Origin of the sequence: Streptomyces albidicamelliae, assembly GCF_025642175.1 — a bacterium.
GTDB classification, from domain to species: domain Bacteria; phylum Actinomycetota; class Actinomycetes; order Streptomycetales; family Streptomycetaceae; genus Streptomyces; species Streptomyces albidocamelliae.
Genome location: NZ_CP106795.1, coordinates 6091733 through 6107814, shown reverse-complemented (window position 1 = coordinate 6107814; position 16082 = coordinate 6091733). Strand labels below are relative to the sequence as shown.

Below are 16082 nucleotides of genomic sequence, written 5' to 3'. Positions count from 1 at the left end.
GGATCCGGAACGACCGCGAACCCCGGCCGGTCCGCCGCCACTGGTCCTTCCTTCAAGGGTAGAACGCCCCGCGGATGCGCATTCGGTCGTCCTTCCGGCGGCGACCCGGCCGCCGGAAACTCGATGGAGTGTCCGGCCCGGTGGTGTCTAAGGTCGCGGAATGAGTACTCGTACCTTCCGCGTCACCGTGCGCGGTGTCTTCGACGGTCTCACCGAGGCGCAGCGGGCCTCGCTGCTGGCCGAGGCCGCCCAACACGACGTTCTGAAAGCCGCGTTCACCGCCGAGGGACACCTCGCCTACGACATCGCCGCCCGGCCGGCCTTCACCTTTCGCTTCTCCGACACGGGGGAGGAAGAGGAGGACATCCTGGAGGCGGCCGAGCGGGCCGAGGAGGCGGCGAAGAGCTGGCTGACGGAGCGCGGCTACGGCTTCAAGAACCTGCGGTCCACGGCCGAGGACCTCTCCCTGGCGCCCCTGAGCAAGCGGCAGCGGCGAGCGGCCCGTTCACTCGGCTCATAAACTTGCGCACTCAAGGAGATGGCAATGAATGGAGGAACCGGCGGCCATGAGTGACGCCCTGGACGCCGCGCTGCGGCTGGTACGGGCGCAGGCGACGCTCGTACGACGGTTCGATGCCCGGCTGAGCGGCCTGCACGGGGTCAGCCTCGCCGACTTCACCCTGCTGCTACGGCTGGGCGAGGCGCCCGGCGGCCGGATGCGCCGGGTCGATCTGGCCGAGGCGCTGGGACTGACGGCTTCCGGGGTCACCCGGGGACTGGCTCCTCTGGAGCGGATCGGCCTCGTGACCCGCGAACCGGACGCCCGGGACGCGCGGGTCGCCTACGCCTCACTGACCGGGACGGGCCGGCAACGGCTCCGGGAGATGGCGGCCACGGCCGAGGAGACCGCCGGGGAGTTGTTCGCCGGTCCGGCGTGGGGTGGGGACGACCTCGCGCTGCTGTCGGGCCTGCTGACCCGACTCGGCGGAACCGGGCTTGCCGGACGCTGAGTTCGGCCCGCCCACCCGAGCGGCCGTCCGGTCGCCGGCAAGGGAGACGGGAACGGGTCGCCCTGTCCCGCAGATGGCGACCCGCTCACGGTTTCGGTCATCTCTGACGCGAACTCGCCGTGTGGCAGGTCACGTTGCGATGTGGCCGGTTTGTGAGGGGCCGGTGAGGGCGGCCATGGCATGCTCATGGCCCATCACCGAGTTACCGATTGGTTCTACCTGTGAGTAGGCCGTTCCTCGGTGCATGTCGAGTACCTCTTCGCCACCCCCCACCTCCTCCAGGAACAACCTTGCGCAGACGCATGAGGCACAGGCGTGTCCTGTTGCCCGCCTTCGCCGTGACCACCCTCTTCCTCGCCTCCGCCTGCTCCTCGCAGGCACCGCACGCCGAGCGGTCGGCGGCCGCCGAGCACGGGCAGCGGATCGAGGCCGACACCGCCCCCGCCGACGACCACGCGGACCACTCGCTCACCGTCGCCGCCGCTCCCACCGCCACCGCGACCGCCACGGCCGGTCCGGGCACCGCCGGCCGGCAGGCGCAGGCGCACCGGACCACCCTCAAGGTCAGCTCGTACGACAGCCGCACCCGGCGCGCCGTCATCTCCGACAAGGCCAAGGGGAAGGGGAGTTCACCGAGCGCGACACCCACCCCCTCCGCCGGCTCGTCCGCCCCTGCCCGCACGGCCGCCGTCGGCGACGTCATAGCCAGCGCGCCCGCGCCGGGCGCGCCGCACGGGCTGCTCGCCAAGGTCACCGAGGTGATCGGCGAGACCGATCACGGCACGGAGGTGCAGACGGAACCCGCCACACTGAACGCGCTGCTCGGCGACGACACCGCGAAGGGCGACGTGCCGGTCGACCCGTCCGCGTTCACCGTCGACAAGCTGCTGCCCGATGTGAAGGTGTCCTGGTCCAAGACCGGTGACGTGCACGTCGGCCCCAAGGGCGCGAAGGTGCCGCTCGGCAGCCTGCGGCTCGACGTGAACGCCGGGATCCCCACCGCCAAGGACGCGCCGGTCTCCGCCACCGCCTCCCTGCACGGCTTCGTCCAGGTCGCACCGCAGGTCGACTTCGCCTACGGCGGCGCCGGGACCGACACCGCGCCCGGGTCGGCGTACCTGGGTGTGTCCGGCGACTGGACCTCCGGCTGGGCGGTCAAGGGCCGGGCCGCCGCGGCCACCGGAACACCGCTGCGCATCCCGTTCGCCAAGCTGCACGCCGACCCCGTCCTCCAAGTGGGTCCCGTCCCGGTCGTCGTCAACCTGGACCTCACCTGCTACCTGCAGATCAGCGGCGACGGGCACGTCACCGTCGACGTCGAGCAGAGCCTCAAGGGCGACTTCAAGGCGGGCGGCACCTTCGGCCCGGCTCGGGGATGGACGCCGGTCAGCTCCTCGGACATGACGAGCACCCCGGTACGCGCGTCGCTCAGCTCGGCCGGAAGCGTGAAGACGGCGCTCGGCGCCGAGGCGTCCGTCGGTCTCTACGGCACCGTCGGCGTCACCGCGGACCTGGCCCCCTACCTGCGCGGGGAAGCCGCCGGGACGGTCACCGCCGCCTCCGACGGCAGCCCGCCGAAGGCCGAGGGCACCTGGGCCGCGTACGGCGGCGTCGATCTGTCCGGCACCCTGCGTCTTCCGCTGTCCATCTTCGGCACGCCGGTCATCCAGCGGAGCATCCCGCTGGGCGCCCTGCACCGCGAGTGGAAACTGGCGGGCGGCTCGCTGGGGGCGTAGCGGTCACTCCGGCACCGTGAGCGGGGCTGTCGCGCCTGACCGGGTCCTCGCGCCTGACCGGGTTCTCGCGCCTCGGTCGGCTCCGGCACGCGAGCCCGGTCCGGGCCCGTGCGCGGCGCGTGGGCCCCGCTCCGGCGCCGTGCGCGGCGCGTGGACGTACCGGGCGGCTCAGCCCGGTATCCAGCCCTGGCCGCGCAGCACGGCCGACACGTCCGGCGCGCGGTAGTGCTCGCCCTTGAGGACCTTGCCGTCGGCCCGGCGGGCGACCTGCCCGTCCGGGCCGAGCTTGCTCATGTTGGCGCGGTGGATCTCGGCGATCACCTCGTCGAGGTCGATGCCGTGGACCAGAGCCGTGCCGTACGCGACGTAGACCACGTCCGCCAGCTCGTGGGCGAGCCGGTCCAGCGGGCCCTCGACGGCGACCTCGGCGACCTCCGCGGCTTCCTCGGCGAGCAGTTCCCCGCGGTGCGCGGCCAGTTCGGGGGCCACCTCGGCGGGCGTGCTGCGGGTGTCGAGGCCGAAGGCGCGGTGGAACTCACGGACGAGGTCGGCGGGCGAAGTGGTCATACGCCGACTCTAACGGCGGCCACTGACACAGCCGCCGGGCCGTCCCGGCTGGGCGTGTCCGGCCCCGGAGTGACCTCGGCCCTGGCCAGCCGCGCGCGTCGCCTGGCAGGATCGCCGCATGTCCAAGGTGTTCCCCCGTATCAGCAGGCGCCGGGCGCTGCAGAGCGCGACCGCCGGTGCCGTGGCCCTCGGGCTGCTGCTGTGGTGGCTGCTGCCCCTGGGCGAGAAGCCGCCGAGCGGGACGATCGTCTTCAGCACCGGGACGTCCCGGGGCGTCTACCAGGAGTACGGCGAGCGGCTGCGCAACGAGATGGCCAAGGACATGCCCGGCCTGGAGGTGAAGCTCCTCACGAGCGCGGGCTCGCAGGAGAACGTCCAGCGGGTGGCCACCGGGAAGGCGGACTTCACCATCGCGGCGGCCGACGCCGTGGAGACGTACGAGCTGCGCCACGGCGAGGGCGCCGGGCGGCTGCGCGGCGTCGCCAGGCTCTACGACGACTACGTGCAGCTCGTCGTGCGCCGCGGCTCCGCCATCAAGAGCGTCGCCGACCTGCGGCACAAGAGGGTGGCGACCGGGCTGCCCGACTCGGGCGTCCGGTTGATCGCCGACCGGGTGCTGCGGGCGTCGGGGATCGATCCGCGCAAGGACATCACGCCGGTCTCCGACGGCATCGACATCGGGCCGGGACGGCTTCAGCAGGGGAAGATCGACGCCTTCTTCTGGTCGGGCGGCCTGCCCACCAAGGGGCTTGTCGCGCTGGCGAAGAAGTCCGCGTTCTCCTTCGTGCCGATCGACGACGAGCTGATCGCGAGGCTGCACGACGAAGGCCAGGAGGCCCGCTACTACCGGGCCGCCAACATCCCCGAATCCGCTTATCCCGCCGTGCAGCAGGGTCTTCAGGTGCCGACGATCGCGGTGTCCAACGTGCTGATCACGCGCGCGGACGTCGATCCGCGGCTGACCGAGTGGGTGACCCGTACGGTGATCGACAGCCGTGACGGCATCGGCGCCCACGTCCACTCGGCGCAGCTGGTGGACCTGCGCACCGCGATCTACACCGACCCGCTGCCCCTCCAGGAGGGCGCCCGGCGCTACTACCGGTCGATGAAGCCTTAGCCATCCGGTGTACCGCTGCGGACGTCCGCCGCGGGCGTCCGCAGCGGGGCTTCGCCCACCTCGCGCCGGCGCGCACGGCCCGGCCGGCCAGGTCCTCGAACCGGTCAGACCCGCTGTCCGCTGTCCGCGTTCCGCGGTACCGAGACCGTCACCCGCAGCCCGCGCGGCTCGTGGTGGCTGTAGTCGATCGAGCCGCCGCCCGCCGCGAGCAGCGCACGCGTGATCGACAGGCCGAGGCCCGAGCCCTTGACGTTCTGGTGCCGGCCGCTGCGCCAGAAGCGGTCGCCCACGCGCTCGAGTTCCTCGCCGGTGAGTCCGGGGCCGGTGTCGGTGACGACGACCGTGGAGGTGTCGCCGTCCGCGGACACGGTCACCTCGACGGTGCCGCCCTCGGGTGTGAACTTCACGGCGTTGTCGATCACCGCGTCCAGCGCGCTGGACAGGGCGATCGGGTCGGCCCAGGCGGTGAGGGGCGGGCGGTCGCCGGTGAGCCGGACGTCCTTGGCGTAGGCGGCCGGTGACCAGGCGGCCACCCGCTCCTCGGCCAGGGCTCCGATGTCGGTCAGCCGGAGGTCCGCCTCGGCGTGCTCGGCCAGCGCCAGGTCGAGCAGGTCGTCCAGGACCTGCGCGAGGCGCTTGCCCTCGGTGCGGACCGAGGCGATCTCCTCGTTGCCCTCGGGGAGCTCCAGGGCGAGCAGTTCGATGCGCAGCAGCAGCGCCGAGAGCGGGTTGCGCAACTGGTGCGAGGCGTCGGCGACGAAGGCGCGCTGCTGCTCCAGCACGTCCTCGACGTTGTCCGCCATCTCGTTGAACGAGCGGGCCAGCCGTCGGAGTTCCGGCGGCCCGCCGCCGACCGCCACGCGGGACTTCAGGCGTCCGGTGGCGATGTCGTGGGTGGTGGCGTCCAGGATCCGCACGGGGCGCAGTACCCAGCCGGTCAGGCGCAGCGCGGCGCCGACGGCGAGCAGCATGGCCGCGATCTCACCGGCTCCGATGAACAGCCAGCCGCGCAGGATCTGCGACCGCATCTGCCCGGTCGGCGAGTCGGTCACCACCACCGCGACGACGTCCCCGTCCCGGATCACCGGGGAGGCGACGACCAGCCGGCTGCGCTGCCAGGGCCACACCTGCTTCGGGTCGTGGCTGCGGCGGCTGAGCAGCGCCTCGTCGAACGCCTCGCGCACCTCCCCCGCGGGCGGTACGAACCAGTCGCCGGGTGCGTTGGCCATCGCCGAACCGTTGCGGTAGAAAACACCCGCGCGTATGCCGTAGACGCCGTAGTAGCTCTCCATCTCGCTGCGGAGGGTCTCCCACCGCCCGTCGGTGGTGGTGCGGCGGGAACCGCTGGGCCCGTCGCTGACGAACTGGGCGAGCGCGGCGAAGCGTGCCGTGTCGTCGATCCGGTCCACGACGACCCGCTGCTGCTGGCCGGCGGCCCAGCTGACGGCCAGCGGGACGCCGAGGGCGAGCAGGACGGCCGCCAGCAGGACGATGAGCAGTGGGAGGAGGCGTGTACGCACCCGTCCTCGCTAGGCGGCCGGGGCGACGAGCCGGTAGCCGACGCCGCGCACGGTCTCGATCAGCGCGGGCATGCGCAGCTTGGCGCGCAGGGAGGCGACGTGCACCTCCAGGGTGCGGCCGGTGCCCTCCCAACTGGTGCGCCAGACCTCGCTGATGATCTGCTCCCGCCGGAAGACCACCCCGGGCCGCTGGGCGAGCAGCGCGAGGAGGTCGAACTCCTTGCGGGTCAGCTGGACGACCGAACCGTCCACGCTGACCTGGCGGGTGGGCAGTTCAATACGGACGGAACCGAGGAGCAGGGCGTTCTCGGCCGCGGCGGCCACGTCCTCGTGGACGGTGCGCCGGCTGACGGCGTGGATACGGGCGAGCAACTCGCCGGTGTCGTACGGCTTCACGACGTAGTCGTCGGCGCCCAGGTTGAGCCCGTGGATGCGGGAGCGGACGTCGGACCGCGCGGTCACCATGATCACCGGGGTGCTGGTGCGCTTGCGGATCTTGCCGCAGACCTCGTAGCCGTCCTGGTCGGGCAGGCCGAGGTCGAGCAGGACCACGCCGAAACCCGCGCCCTCGGGGACGAGCGCCTGGAGGGCCTCCTCGCCGCTGCGCGCGTGGGTGACGTCGAAGCCGTGCCGCGCGAGAACAGCCGACAGCGCCGCGGCGACGTGGTTGTCGTCCTCGACGAGGAGCAGTCTCACTCCGTCCCCCTCCGGTTCAGCGGTCGTACGGTCTCGGTTCTCCCGCGCCGTGTACTCGTCGTACGCGCGCGTGCACCATGGCAGTGACGCCGATTGGTAAGGACGGCGTCAAGAGGGTTCGGGTTGCCCGCCGCTTCCGTTATCCGGCCGATACGCACGCAGGTCACAAGTGCTACGACATGTGTCCGCTTGCTATCGGATCGTGATGCTCAGATCTCCCTCAGATGTGATGACGCAGGTCACAGCCGCTCACTACTGTCCTCGGAAACCGAGGAGGACGGAGCCCGAGAGCGATGACCAATGTATCGGTGGCCAAGGAGGACGCGGCCGCATCCGACGAACTGGTCGTCCTGAAGAGCGTCAACAAGCACTTCGGCGCGTTGCACGTGCTCCAGGACATCGACCTGACGATCGCCCGCGGCGAGGTCGTCGTGGTCATCGGGCCCTCCGGGTCCGGAAAGTCGACCCTGTGCCGCACCATCAACCGCCTGGAGACGATCGATTCGGGCGCCATCACGATCGACGGCAAGCCGCTGCCGCACGAGGGCCGCGAACTGGCCCGGCTGCGGGCGGACGTCGGCATGGTCTTCCAGTCCTTCAACCTTTTCGCGCACAAGACCGTGCTCGAGAACGTGATGCTGGGCCAGCTCAAGGTCCGCAAGACGGACAAGAAGCAGGCCGAGGAGAAGGCGCGGGCCCTGCTCGACCGGGTCGGCGTGGGCACCCAGGCCGACAAGTACCCCGCCCAGCTGTCCGGCGGCCAGCAGCAGCGTGTGGCCATCGCGCGGGCGCTGGCCATGGGCCCGAAGGTCATGCTCTTCGACGAGCCGACCTCCGCCCTCGACCCCGAGATGATCAACGAGGTCCTCGAGGTCATGCAGCAGCTCGCCCGTGAGGGGATGACCATGGTCGTCGTCACCCACGAGATGGGCTTCGCACGATCGGCTGCAAATCGTGTCGTCTTCATGGCGGACGGCCGGATCGTCGAACAGGCTGCGCCCGACCAGTTCTTCAGCAACCCGCGCAGCGACCGGGCCAAGGACTTCCTGTCCAAGATCCTGCACCACTGACGGCACACCCCGGTCGCGTCATCCGCGCCGCAGGGACCTCGTTCCTCACCACTCAAAGGATGTTCACCATGAAGCTCCGCAAGGTCACCGCCGCCTCGGCCGTCCTGCTCTCCCTGTCCGTGGCAGCCACCGCGTGCGGCGGCGACAAGAAGGACGACAACAGCTCCTCCGGCGGCGGCAAGAAGATCACCATCGGCATCAAGTTCGACCAGCCGGGCATCGGCCAGAAGACCCCGCAGGGCTACGCGGGCTTCGACGTCGACGTGGCGACCTACGTGGCCAAGAAGCTCGGTTACGGCGCGGACAAGATCGAGTGGAAGGAGTCGAAGAGCGCCGACCGCGAGACGATGCTGAAGCGCGGGGACGTCGACTTCATCGCCGCCTCCTACTCGATCACCCCGGAGCGCGAGAAGCTCGTCGACTTCGCCGGCCCCTACCTGCTGGCCCACCAGGACGTGCTGATCCGTGCCGACGACAAGACGATCAAGTCGCCGTCGGACCTGAACAGCAAGAGGCTGTGCTCGGTGACCGGCTCGACGTCGGCGCAGAACGTCAAGGACAAGCTGGCCCCGAAGGCGCAGCTGCAGGAGTACCCGACCTACTCCGCCTGCCTGACCGGCCTCCAGAACAAGGCGATCGACGCCCTGACCACGGACGACTCGATCCTCGCCGGTTACGCCTCGCAGTCGCAGTTCAAGGGCAAGTTCAAGCTCGGCGGCTTCAAGATGACCAACGAGAACTACGGCATCGGTGTCAAGAAGGGCAGCGACCTCAAGGCCAAGATCAACAAGGCCCTGGAGTCGATGGTCTCCGACGGCTCGTGGGACGCGGCCGTGAAGAAGAACTTCGGCCCGGCCAACTACAAGAACGAGCAGGCCCCGAAGATCGGCGACGTCAAGAGCTGAGGCAATGCCCCCGGCGCGCCGCCGTTCCTGACGGAGGCGGCGCGCCCGGGCATCCCTACACGCGGAAGCGCGGGAGATCGTGTTCGACTTTCTTGAAGGTTACGACGTACTGGGCGCCTTCTGGACAACAGTGCAGCTGGCGCTGCTGTCCGCCGTGGGCTCCCTCGTCTGGGGCACCTTGCTGGCCGCCATGCGGGTCGGCCCGGTGCCGCTGATGCGTGGTTTCGGCACCGCGTACGTGAACATCGTGCGGAACATCCCGCTCACGGTGATCATCCTGTTCGCCTCGCTCGGCCTCAACCAGACACTGAACATCAGCCTCGGTGCCCACGACGTCGTCGCGGTCAACTTCCGGCTGGCCGTGCTGGGCCTGATCCTCTACACGTCGGCCTTCGTCTGCGAGGCGATTCGATCCGGCATCAACACGGTGCCGGTCGGTCAGGCCGAGGCGGCCCGGGCCCTCGGCCTGAGCTTCACCCAGGTGTTGTTCGCGGTCGTACTCCCGCAGGCTTTCCGCGCGGCCGTCGGCCCCCTGACCAACGTACTGATCGCGTTGACGAAGAACACAACTGTGGCCGCGGCGATCGGTGTGGCGGAGGCGGCGTACCTGATGAAGGAGATGCTGGACAAGGAGGCGCTGCTGCTGCAGATCTCCACGGTCATCGCCTTCGGGTTCATCTGCCTCACCCTGCCGACCGGTCTGATCTTCGGCTGGGTGGGCAAGAAGGTGGCGGTGAAGCGGTGAGTTCGGTCCTGTACGACGCCCAGGGTCCCCGCGCCAAGCGGCGCAACATCCTCTACACGGTGTCTTTCATAGTCGCGGCCGCGGCCGTCGTCTGGTGGGTGTACGCGGCCCTCGACGAGAAGCACCAGCTCGACTGGGTGCTGTGGAAACCGTTCTTCAGCTCCGAGGCGTACACGGCGTACCTCTGGCCGGGCCTCCGGAACACCCTGAAGGCCGCCGCCCTGGCAATGATCATCGCCTTGCCGTTGGGTGCCGTCCTCGGCATCGCGAGGCTCTCGGACCATGTGTGGGTGCGGGTCCCGGCCACGGTCGTGGTCGAGTTCTTCCGCGCGATCCCGGTGCTGGTCCTGATGATCTTCGGGAACGAGCTGTACAGCCAGTACACGGACGTCAGTTCCGACGACCGCCCGCTGTACGCGGTCGTCACCGGCCTGGTGCTGTACAACGCGTCGGTGCTCGCCGAGATCGTCCGCGCGGGCATCCTCGCCCTGCCGAAGGGCCAGTCCGAGGCGGCCATGGCGATCGGCCTGCGCAAGAACCAGGTGATGCGGCTCATCCTGCTGCCGCAGGCGGTCACCGCGATGCTCCCGGCGATCGTCAGCCAGCTGGTCGTCATCGTGAAGGACACCGCGCTCGGCGGCGCCGTCCTCACCTACCCGGAACTGCTCGCCTCGGCGAACCCGATGACCGGCTACTACGGCGCCAACACCATCGCCTCCTTCACCGTCATCGCACTGATCTACGTGATCATCAACTTCTCGCTGACCTCCTTCGCGAGCTGGCTGGAGCGCCGGCTGCGGCGGCGCAAGAAGTCGAGCGGTGCGGTGCTCGGAGCCCAGGACGTGGCGGACATCGCGGGCACGGCCTCGACCGGAACCGCGGCCTGACACCCGTTCAGACCCGAATGCACCACCCGGAGGCAGTGGCATGATCGCCACTGCCTCCGTTCGCTTGACGCAAACTCTGCCAATGGGTTGCATACGTTCTGTGATCGTGCACCCCGCTCCACCTTCCTGTTCACTTGTGACCGTCAGGGCATCGTCACGGGCAGGGGGCGCCGCGTCATGGACCCGGTGATCATCGTCGGAGCGGGGCCCGTCGGGCTCACGCTCGCCCTCGCGCTGGCGCGTCAGGAGGTGCCGACCGTCGTCCTGGACGAGGGGCCCGGCAAGGACGAACCCCGTCCGGCGCGCACCGTCGTACTGCGTGAGGACACGGCCGCCCTGCTGGAGCGGCTGACCGGGGTGCCGTTCGGGGAGCACGGCGTGCGCTGGACCGGATGGCGGTCCCTGCGGCGCAAGCAGGTGGTGACCGAGGTGGAGTTCGGCGAGGACGACCCCGCCGCCCCGCTGCACATCGCCCAGCACGTCCTCACCCAGGCCCTGCGCGCCGCCGCCGCCGCCGAGGAACCGCTGGTCAAGGTGGCGGTGGACAGCCGCCTCGACGCCATCGAGCAGGAACGCTCCGGCGTCAGCGCGCACACCCGCGGTACCCACGGCACCTGGTGGCGCGGCAGCTACCTGGTCGGCTGCGACGGCACCCGTTCGACCGTCCGCAAACTCCAGGACATCCGCTTTCCGGGCCGTACGGCGGTGGAACGACACGCCGTCGCCACGCTGCGTGCGGAACTTCCCTGGGAGGGTCGGGCGTTGTTCCATCGGACACCGCCGTGGCGGCAGTCCGGGCCCTCGGCCGGGGAGGTGACCGCCCGCCCCGTCCCGGACGGCGCGTGGCGCCTGGACTGGCTGCTGCCGCCGGGCAAGGACCTGGTGACGCCCGAGACCCTGGTGGCCCTGGTCCGCGAGACCCTCGCGGGCTGGTCCGGCGGTGCCACGCCGGTCTACGAGCTGCTGGACACCGGGGTCCACACCGTGCACCACCGGCTGGCCCGCCGGTGGCGGGTCGGCCGGGTCTTCCTCGCCGGGGACGCGGCGCACCTGCTGGGCGCGTTCGGCACCCAGGGCCTCGACGAGGGCCTGCGCGACGCCGACAATCTGGCCTGGAAGCTGGCCGTCGCCTGGCACCGCGGCCCGCGCGAGGCCTTGCTGGACAGTTACCAGACCGAGCGGCGCGCGGCGGTGGCCGCCCGGCTGCGCGCAGCCGACCAGACGCTTCCGATACTGCGCGGCGGAGGCGGGCTGCGTCACATCGTGCCGGGGACGTCCCGGGGCCAGGACGCCCTGCTCGCCGACGGTCATCTGGGGCGCGGGCCGCTGGGTGCGCCGGGGGCGTACGCCGACTCTCCGCTCGCTCCCCGGCACTTGGAGGCGGACATCGCGGTGGACACCCCGGCCGGCGCGCAGGTCACGGACGTACGGGTGACCGCGGAGGACGGTTCCTTCGTCCAACTGCGCGACCGGCTCGGCCGGGGCGCGCTGCTCGTCGTCCTGATCGCTCCCGGGACGGGCGTGTGGGAGCGCAAGCACTGGGTCTCCGCCGGTGTCATGCCGCGGCTGGCGGCGGCCGTGACCGCTTTGCCGCACCCGGCGGAGCTGCTGGTGGCGGAGAGCTACCCGGGTGCGCCGGCGCACAGCGTGCTGCTCGTACGCCCCGACGGCCACCTGGTCACCGCGCTGAGCGGGGTCCGGCCGGCCGACCTGTACGCGGCGGCCGAGGCCGCGGTGGGCGGCGAGGTGAAGGAACCGGCGGAGGCCCCCTCCGGCGCGCGCTGACCGTGGGCGCCGTCACCCTCTGTCCACATGGTGACGGTGAGTTGACCGGGCTACGGCGGCGTGCTGTACTCCGGATCGTGACCGACACCTGTGTGCGCCTGTGGCGGAGGGTCCATATGGACCTCGTCCGCTACGCGGGCTGCGTGTGTCGTCCGTCCTGCTGAATTCGCATCCCCCTCTTCCGGGCGCCTTCGCGCGCCCGTTCCGCGAACCTTCCTCAGGACGGTGTACGTGTCTGTCTCCTCTCCTTCCGCGTCCCCTGCCGTAGGCGCCGCGCCCAGTCAGGCGGACCTCCTCGACTTCGTACGGCGCACGGCGGCCGACGCCGAGCTGATCGCCTCCCTCCCGCTCGACCCCGAGGGCCGCACCTGGGTGCGGCTGGAGGGGCCCGGTGGCAGTGAGGCCTGGCTGATCGGCTGGCCGCCCGGCACCGGCACCGGCTGGCACGACCACGCCGACTCGATCGGCGCCTTCCTCACCGCGTCGGGCGAGCTCACGGAGTACTCGCTCGCCGCCCGGCTGCCCACCGACGGCTGGAAGACCCTGGAACTCGACGAGGGCGTCGACCGCGAGCGCCGGCTGTCCGCCGGGAACGGCCGTGCCTTCGGCCACCACCATGTGCACGAGGTGCTCAACGAGTCCACGGACCGGCACGCCGTCTCGGTGCACGCCTACTACCCGCCGCTGCCGCGCATCCGCCGCTACAGCCGCACCGGCCAGGTACTGCGCCTGGAGCAGGTCGAACGCCCGGAGGACTGGCAGTGAACGACGCCACGCACGCACGACCGACGGGCACGGCCGGAACGGAAGCGGGTACGAGCGGTCAACGGCCGGTCGGCATCGACGCGTTGCTGGATCGTGTCCGCGCCGGATACCAGCGCGTCGAGGCGCGAGAGGCGCACGAGGCGGCGCGCACCGGTGACGCCTTGCTGGTCGACATCCGGTACGCGGCACTGCGTGACCGGGACGGGCTGATCCCGGGCGCGCTCGTCGTCGAACGCAACGAACTGGAGTGGCGTCTCGATCCGCAGGGCAGCCACCGCGTGCCCGAGGCCACCGGGCACGATCTGCGTGTCGTGGTGATCTGCAACGAGGGATACGCCTCCAGCCTGGCCGTGGACTCCCTCCGGCAGTTGGGCCTGCACCGGGCCACGGACCTGGTGGGCGGCTTCCAGGCGTGGCGGTCGGCAGGCCTGCCGGTGGAGCCGGCATCCCGTTGAAGGCGGCCCGAGGCATACGGAGCCCCCGTGCGCGGCACGGGGGTTCCGCATTTCTCCGGCCTCGGGCCTACTCCTGCGCGGTGGCCACCGTGACCGCCCGCACCCGCAGGGCCGCCCGTCCCGGCACCGCGCTCGCCACGAGGGCCAGGAGGCCGGCGATCCCGACGACGGTGACGTAGAGCAGGGGCGTGACCGAGGGGGCGGCCAGGCCTGTCATGCCGAGACTGAACGCGGTGAGCACCGCCAGGGCGATTCCGCTGCCGAGCGAGGTGGCGAGGAGCAGGACCGACAGCACTTCGGTGCGCAGCATGCGCAGCACCTGGCGACGGGTGGCTCCGGCGAGGCGCAGCAGGGCGAACTCGCGGACACGTTCCGCGACGGACATCGCGAGGGTGTTGACGACGGCGATGGCGGTGAAGGCGAGGACGAGCCCCATGGCCAGGTAGTTGACCTCGGCGTTCGTCTGCTGCCGTTCGGCCTGGAGGCCGTCGGCCGCGGCCGGGGAAAGAATCTGCAGCCCCGGGAACTCACGGAGGGTAGTCGCGAGTTCCCTCTGTGTACGGGTCGTGGTGACGAGGACGGAGGAGGCGAGCGGGTTGTCGACGTGGCGGGCGACGAGGTCGTGGGCGAAGGTGAGGTCGCCGAAGCCGAGACCGCGGGCGTAGACGGCGGCGACGGTGAGCGTGGCGGGCGTGCCGTCGCCGAGGGTGAGTCTCAGGGTGCTGCCCGGCTTCAGGTGGTGCTGATCGGCGGCCAGTTCGCTGACGGCGACGGTGTCGGGGGCGAGCCGGCCGAGGGAGCCGGCGGTGACGTCGGGGTCCCAGGTGCGGGTCAGGCCGGCCGGGGTGACGCCCTGTGCGGAGTACTTGTCGAGGCCGATGCGGACGGTCGTGCGGACCACCTCGGTGACGGTGTCGTGCCGCGCGCGCAGTCGCCGTGCGGCCTCGCCGGGGACGCCGGGGCCCTGTGCGGCGACGACCCAGTCGGCTCGCACGCCTTCGCGGGCCTGGGTGCGGGCGGCATCGCCGAGCGTGGACTGGACGAACAGGACGGTGCAGGTCATGCCGATGAGCAGGGTGAGGGGGGTGACGACGGAGGCCATCCGGGCGGCGTTGCCACGCAGGTTGGCGGTGGCCAGGCGGCCCCCGTGCCCGGTGAGCCGGAGCGGGCCGGCGAGCAGCAGGGCGGCGGCCCGGACCAGGAGGGGACCGAGGAGGGCGACGGAGGTGGACAGGACGACGACGGCGAGGAAGGTCACGGGCGTCGAGGCGGGTTCGGTGCGCAGGGAGGTGAGGAGGACGACGAGGACGACTCCGCCGGCGAGGAGCAGCAGTCCGGCGGCGATGCGGCCCCAGGCGGGGCGGGTGCGCTCGGCCCTGGCTTCGGCGAGGGCTTCGGCGGGGCGGATTCTGGCGACCCTGCGGGAGGCGATCCGGGCCGCGGCCCAGGCGCCGAGCAGGGTGACGGCGAGCGCGGCGAGCGGCGGGAAGACGCTGACGGTGTGTTCGAGGGTGGCGGGTACGGCTCCGAGGGCGACGAACCGGGAGTGCAGCCAGGCGCCCAGCGGGAGCCCGAGCAGTGCGCCGGTGGTGCCCGCCGCCGCGCCGACGATCAGCGCCTCCCGGCCGAGGAGCTTGCGGATCTGTCCGGGTGTGGCGGCGATGGCGCGGAGCAGGGCGAGTTCGCGCCGGCGCTGCTGGACGGTGAGGGCGAAGGTGCCGACCACCACGAGCACGGCCACGAGCAGTGAGGTGCCGCCCATGGCACCGCCCATGCTGACCAGACGGGTGCGGGCGGCCGCCGCGTCCAGGAACTCGACGGGGCCCCGGGCGTCTCCGGTGCTGACCCGGGCGGTGGTGCCGTGCAGCGTCTTGTCCACGGCCTGCCGTACGCGCTCGGGGTCCGCGCCCTTCTCCGGCAGCACGCCGAACGCGCTGACCCGGCCGGGGTGTGCGGCCAGCCGACGGGCCTCGGTGGCGGTGAAGAAGAGGGACGTCTGGTGGCGTACGGCGGTGGCCGGCGTGGCGATACCGGTGATCCGGTAGCTGCGCGGGGCCCGCGTGGACTGCACGGTGAGACGGTCGCCGGGCCGCAGATGGGCGCGGGCGGCGAGGTCGTCGTCGACGACCAGGTCACCGGCGGTCCGGGGCGCGCTGCCCTTCGTCAGCCGGTACGGCGTGAGCGCGGCGGATTCCCAGGCGTGCCCGTAGGCGGTGCGGCCGTCGGCGTGGTTCTTCGTCAACGGCTCGGCGAGGAAGGTGAGTTCGGGGACGACCCGCTCCACGCCCGGGGTGTGCGCGAGTCTGCCGCGCAGTCGCTCGGGGATCCAGGCCCGCTCGGCGATGGGCTTCGCCTTGTGTTTGACCTTGGTCTTCCCGTGCTTGTGTTTGACGGTGGTCCGGTGGACGTACTGGTCGCCGGAGACGACGACGGGAGCCGCGGCGTAGCGCTCGGTGCGGATGGTGCCGCGCAGGCCGGTGTCGAGGAGGGTGCCGCAGGCGGTGATGAGGGCTGCGGCGCACATCAGGGCGAGGAAGGCGCCGAGGAACCCCGCCTTGCGGGCACGGACGGTCTTGAGGGCATAGCGCAGCATCATCGGGCGGGCTCTCTTCTGTTCTGTTGTGCGCATCGGTTGTGTCGTACGCGGTCGGCCTCGGCGGTGCGTGCCGTGGTCGGGGCGTGCGTACAGACTCGCTCGTGCGGTGGTGTGAGAGCACTGCGGTGGCCCGGCGTCTCGGGAGGGGGGTAACCCCACCATCCTCCGTCGGGGCCGGTGATGCCGGCTGACGCGGACGCGAAGGTGTCAGGGGGTGGCCGTGCGTTC

Annotated in this window: 16 protein-coding genes; 12 read left to right on the top strand and 4 right to left on the bottom strand. The window is 71.4% G+C overall.

Annotated elements, in window-relative coordinates:
* Positions 1–160 precede the first annotated feature (160 nt).
* The 3 genes from N8I86_RS27930 to N8I86_RS27920 all read left to right on the top strand — a co-directional run bounded on the left by N8I86_RS27930 (position 161) and on the right by N8I86_RS27920 (position 2746).
* Complete coding sequence (locus N8I86_RS27930; protein ID WP_123439945.1) at positions 161–520, top strand: DUF6204 family protein; 360 nt, start codon at positions 161–163, stop codon at positions 518–520.
* 46 nt (positions 521–566) lie between these two features.
* The gene (locus N8I86_RS27925) at positions 567–1010 is read left to right on the top strand and encodes a MarR family winged helix-turn-helix transcriptional regulator (RefSeq protein WP_073897759.1); all 444 of its coding nucleotides are present in this window, start codon (positions 567–569) and stop codon (positions 1008–1010) included.
* A 302-nt stretch (positions 1011–1312) separates the two neighbouring features.
* The gene (locus tag N8I86_RS27920) at positions 1313–2746 is read left to right on the top strand and encodes a hypothetical protein (protein WP_263278964.1); all 1434 of its coding nucleotides are present in this window, start codon (positions 1313–1315) and stop codon (positions 2744–2746) included.
* A 168-nt stretch (positions 2747–2914) separates the two neighbouring features.
* On the opposite strand, the gene N8I86_RS27915 is transcribed toward N8I86_RS27920, so the two are convergent.
* Complete coding sequence (locus tag N8I86_RS27915; RefSeq protein WP_123439944.1) at positions 2915–3313, bottom strand: pyrophosphohydrolase domain-containing protein; 399 nt, start codon at positions 3311–3313, stop codon at positions 2915–2917.
* A 118-nt stretch (positions 3314–3431) separates the two neighbouring features.
* Between N8I86_RS27915 and N8I86_RS27910 the strand changes: the two genes are divergently transcribed.
* Positions 3432–4430 (top strand): TAXI family TRAP transporter solute-binding subunit, encoded by a 999-nt coding sequence (locus N8I86_RS27910; RefSeq protein WP_073897765.1) that lies wholly within the window; start codon positions 3432–3434, stop codon positions 4428–4430.
* Positions 4431–4534: 104 nt separating this feature from the next.
* Here N8I86_RS27910 and N8I86_RS27905 read toward each other — a convergent pair whose 3' ends face one another.
* Positions 4535–5950, bottom strand: coding sequence for a sensor histidine kinase (locus N8I86_RS27905; protein WP_123439942.1), 1416 nt, complete (start codon positions 5948–5950; stop codon positions 4535–4537).
* A gap of 9 nt (positions 5951–5959) precedes the next feature.
* On the bottom strand, positions 5960–6646 hold the full coding sequence (locus N8I86_RS27900; protein ID WP_073897769.1) for a response regulator transcription factor: 687 nt from the start codon (positions 6644–6646) through the stop codon (positions 5960–5962).
* Between the two features lie 293 nt (positions 6647–6939).
* On the opposite strand from N8I86_RS27900, the gene N8I86_RS27895 reads away from it, so the two are divergent.
* The 8 genes from N8I86_RS27895 to N8I86_RS27865 all read left to right on the top strand — a co-directional run bounded on the left by N8I86_RS27895 (position 6940) and on the right by N8I86_RS27865 (position 13258).
* Positions 6940–7716 carry an amino acid ABC transporter ATP-binding protein gene (locus N8I86_RS27895; RefSeq protein ID WP_073897771.1) on the top strand — a complete coding sequence of 259 codons (777 nt, stop codon included), beginning with the start codon at positions 6940–6942 and terminating at the stop codon, positions 7714–7716.
* A gap of 68 nt (positions 7717–7784) precedes the next feature.
* On the top strand, positions 7785–8621 hold the full coding sequence (locus N8I86_RS27890; RefSeq protein ID WP_073897773.1) for a glutamate ABC transporter substrate-binding protein: 837 nt from the start codon (positions 7785–7787) through the stop codon (positions 8619–8621).
* A gap of 79 nt (positions 8622–8700) precedes the next feature.
* A complete protein-coding gene (locus N8I86_RS27885) occupies positions 8701–9366 on the top strand; it encodes an amino acid ABC transporter permease (protein ID WP_263278963.1) in 666 nt (221 codons plus the stop codon).
* A complete protein-coding gene (locus tag N8I86_RS27880; protein WP_073897777.1) occupies positions 9363–10253 on the top strand; it encodes an amino acid ABC transporter permease in 891 nt (296 codons plus the stop codon). Before N8I86_RS27885 ends, N8I86_RS27880 begins: the two co-directional genes overlap by 4 nt.
* 177 nt (positions 10254–10430) lie before the next feature.
* Positions 10431–12038, top strand: a complete 1608-nt coding sequence (locus N8I86_RS27875) for an FAD-dependent monooxygenase (protein ID WP_263278962.1) — start codon at positions 10431–10433, stop codon at positions 12036–12038.
* Between the two features lie 2 nt (positions 12039–12040).
* Positions 12041–12202 carry a putative leader peptide gene (locus tag N8I86_RS39440; RefSeq protein ID WP_385326882.1) on the top strand — a complete coding sequence of 54 codons (162 nt, stop codon included), beginning with the start codon at positions 12041–12043 and terminating at the stop codon, positions 12200–12202.
* A 67-nt stretch (positions 12203–12269) separates the two neighbouring features.
* Entirely contained in the window at positions 12270–12803 is a 534-nt protein-coding gene (locus N8I86_RS27870; RefSeq protein ID WP_260148841.1) for a cupin domain-containing protein, read from the top strand.
* Between the two features lie 74 nt (positions 12804–12877).
* The gene (locus tag N8I86_RS27865; protein WP_073897925.1) at positions 12878–13258 is read left to right on the top strand and encodes a rhodanese-like domain-containing protein; all 381 of its coding nucleotides are present in this window, start codon (positions 12878–12880) and stop codon (positions 13256–13258) included.
* Positions 13259–13325: 67 nt separating this feature from the next.
* Here N8I86_RS27865 and N8I86_RS27860 read toward each other — a convergent pair whose 3' ends face one another.
* A complete protein-coding gene (locus N8I86_RS27860; protein WP_263280161.1) occupies positions 13326–15854 on the bottom strand; it encodes an FtsX-like permease family protein in 2529 nt (842 codons plus the stop codon).
* Between the last annotated feature and the right edge of the window lie 228 nt (positions 15855–16082).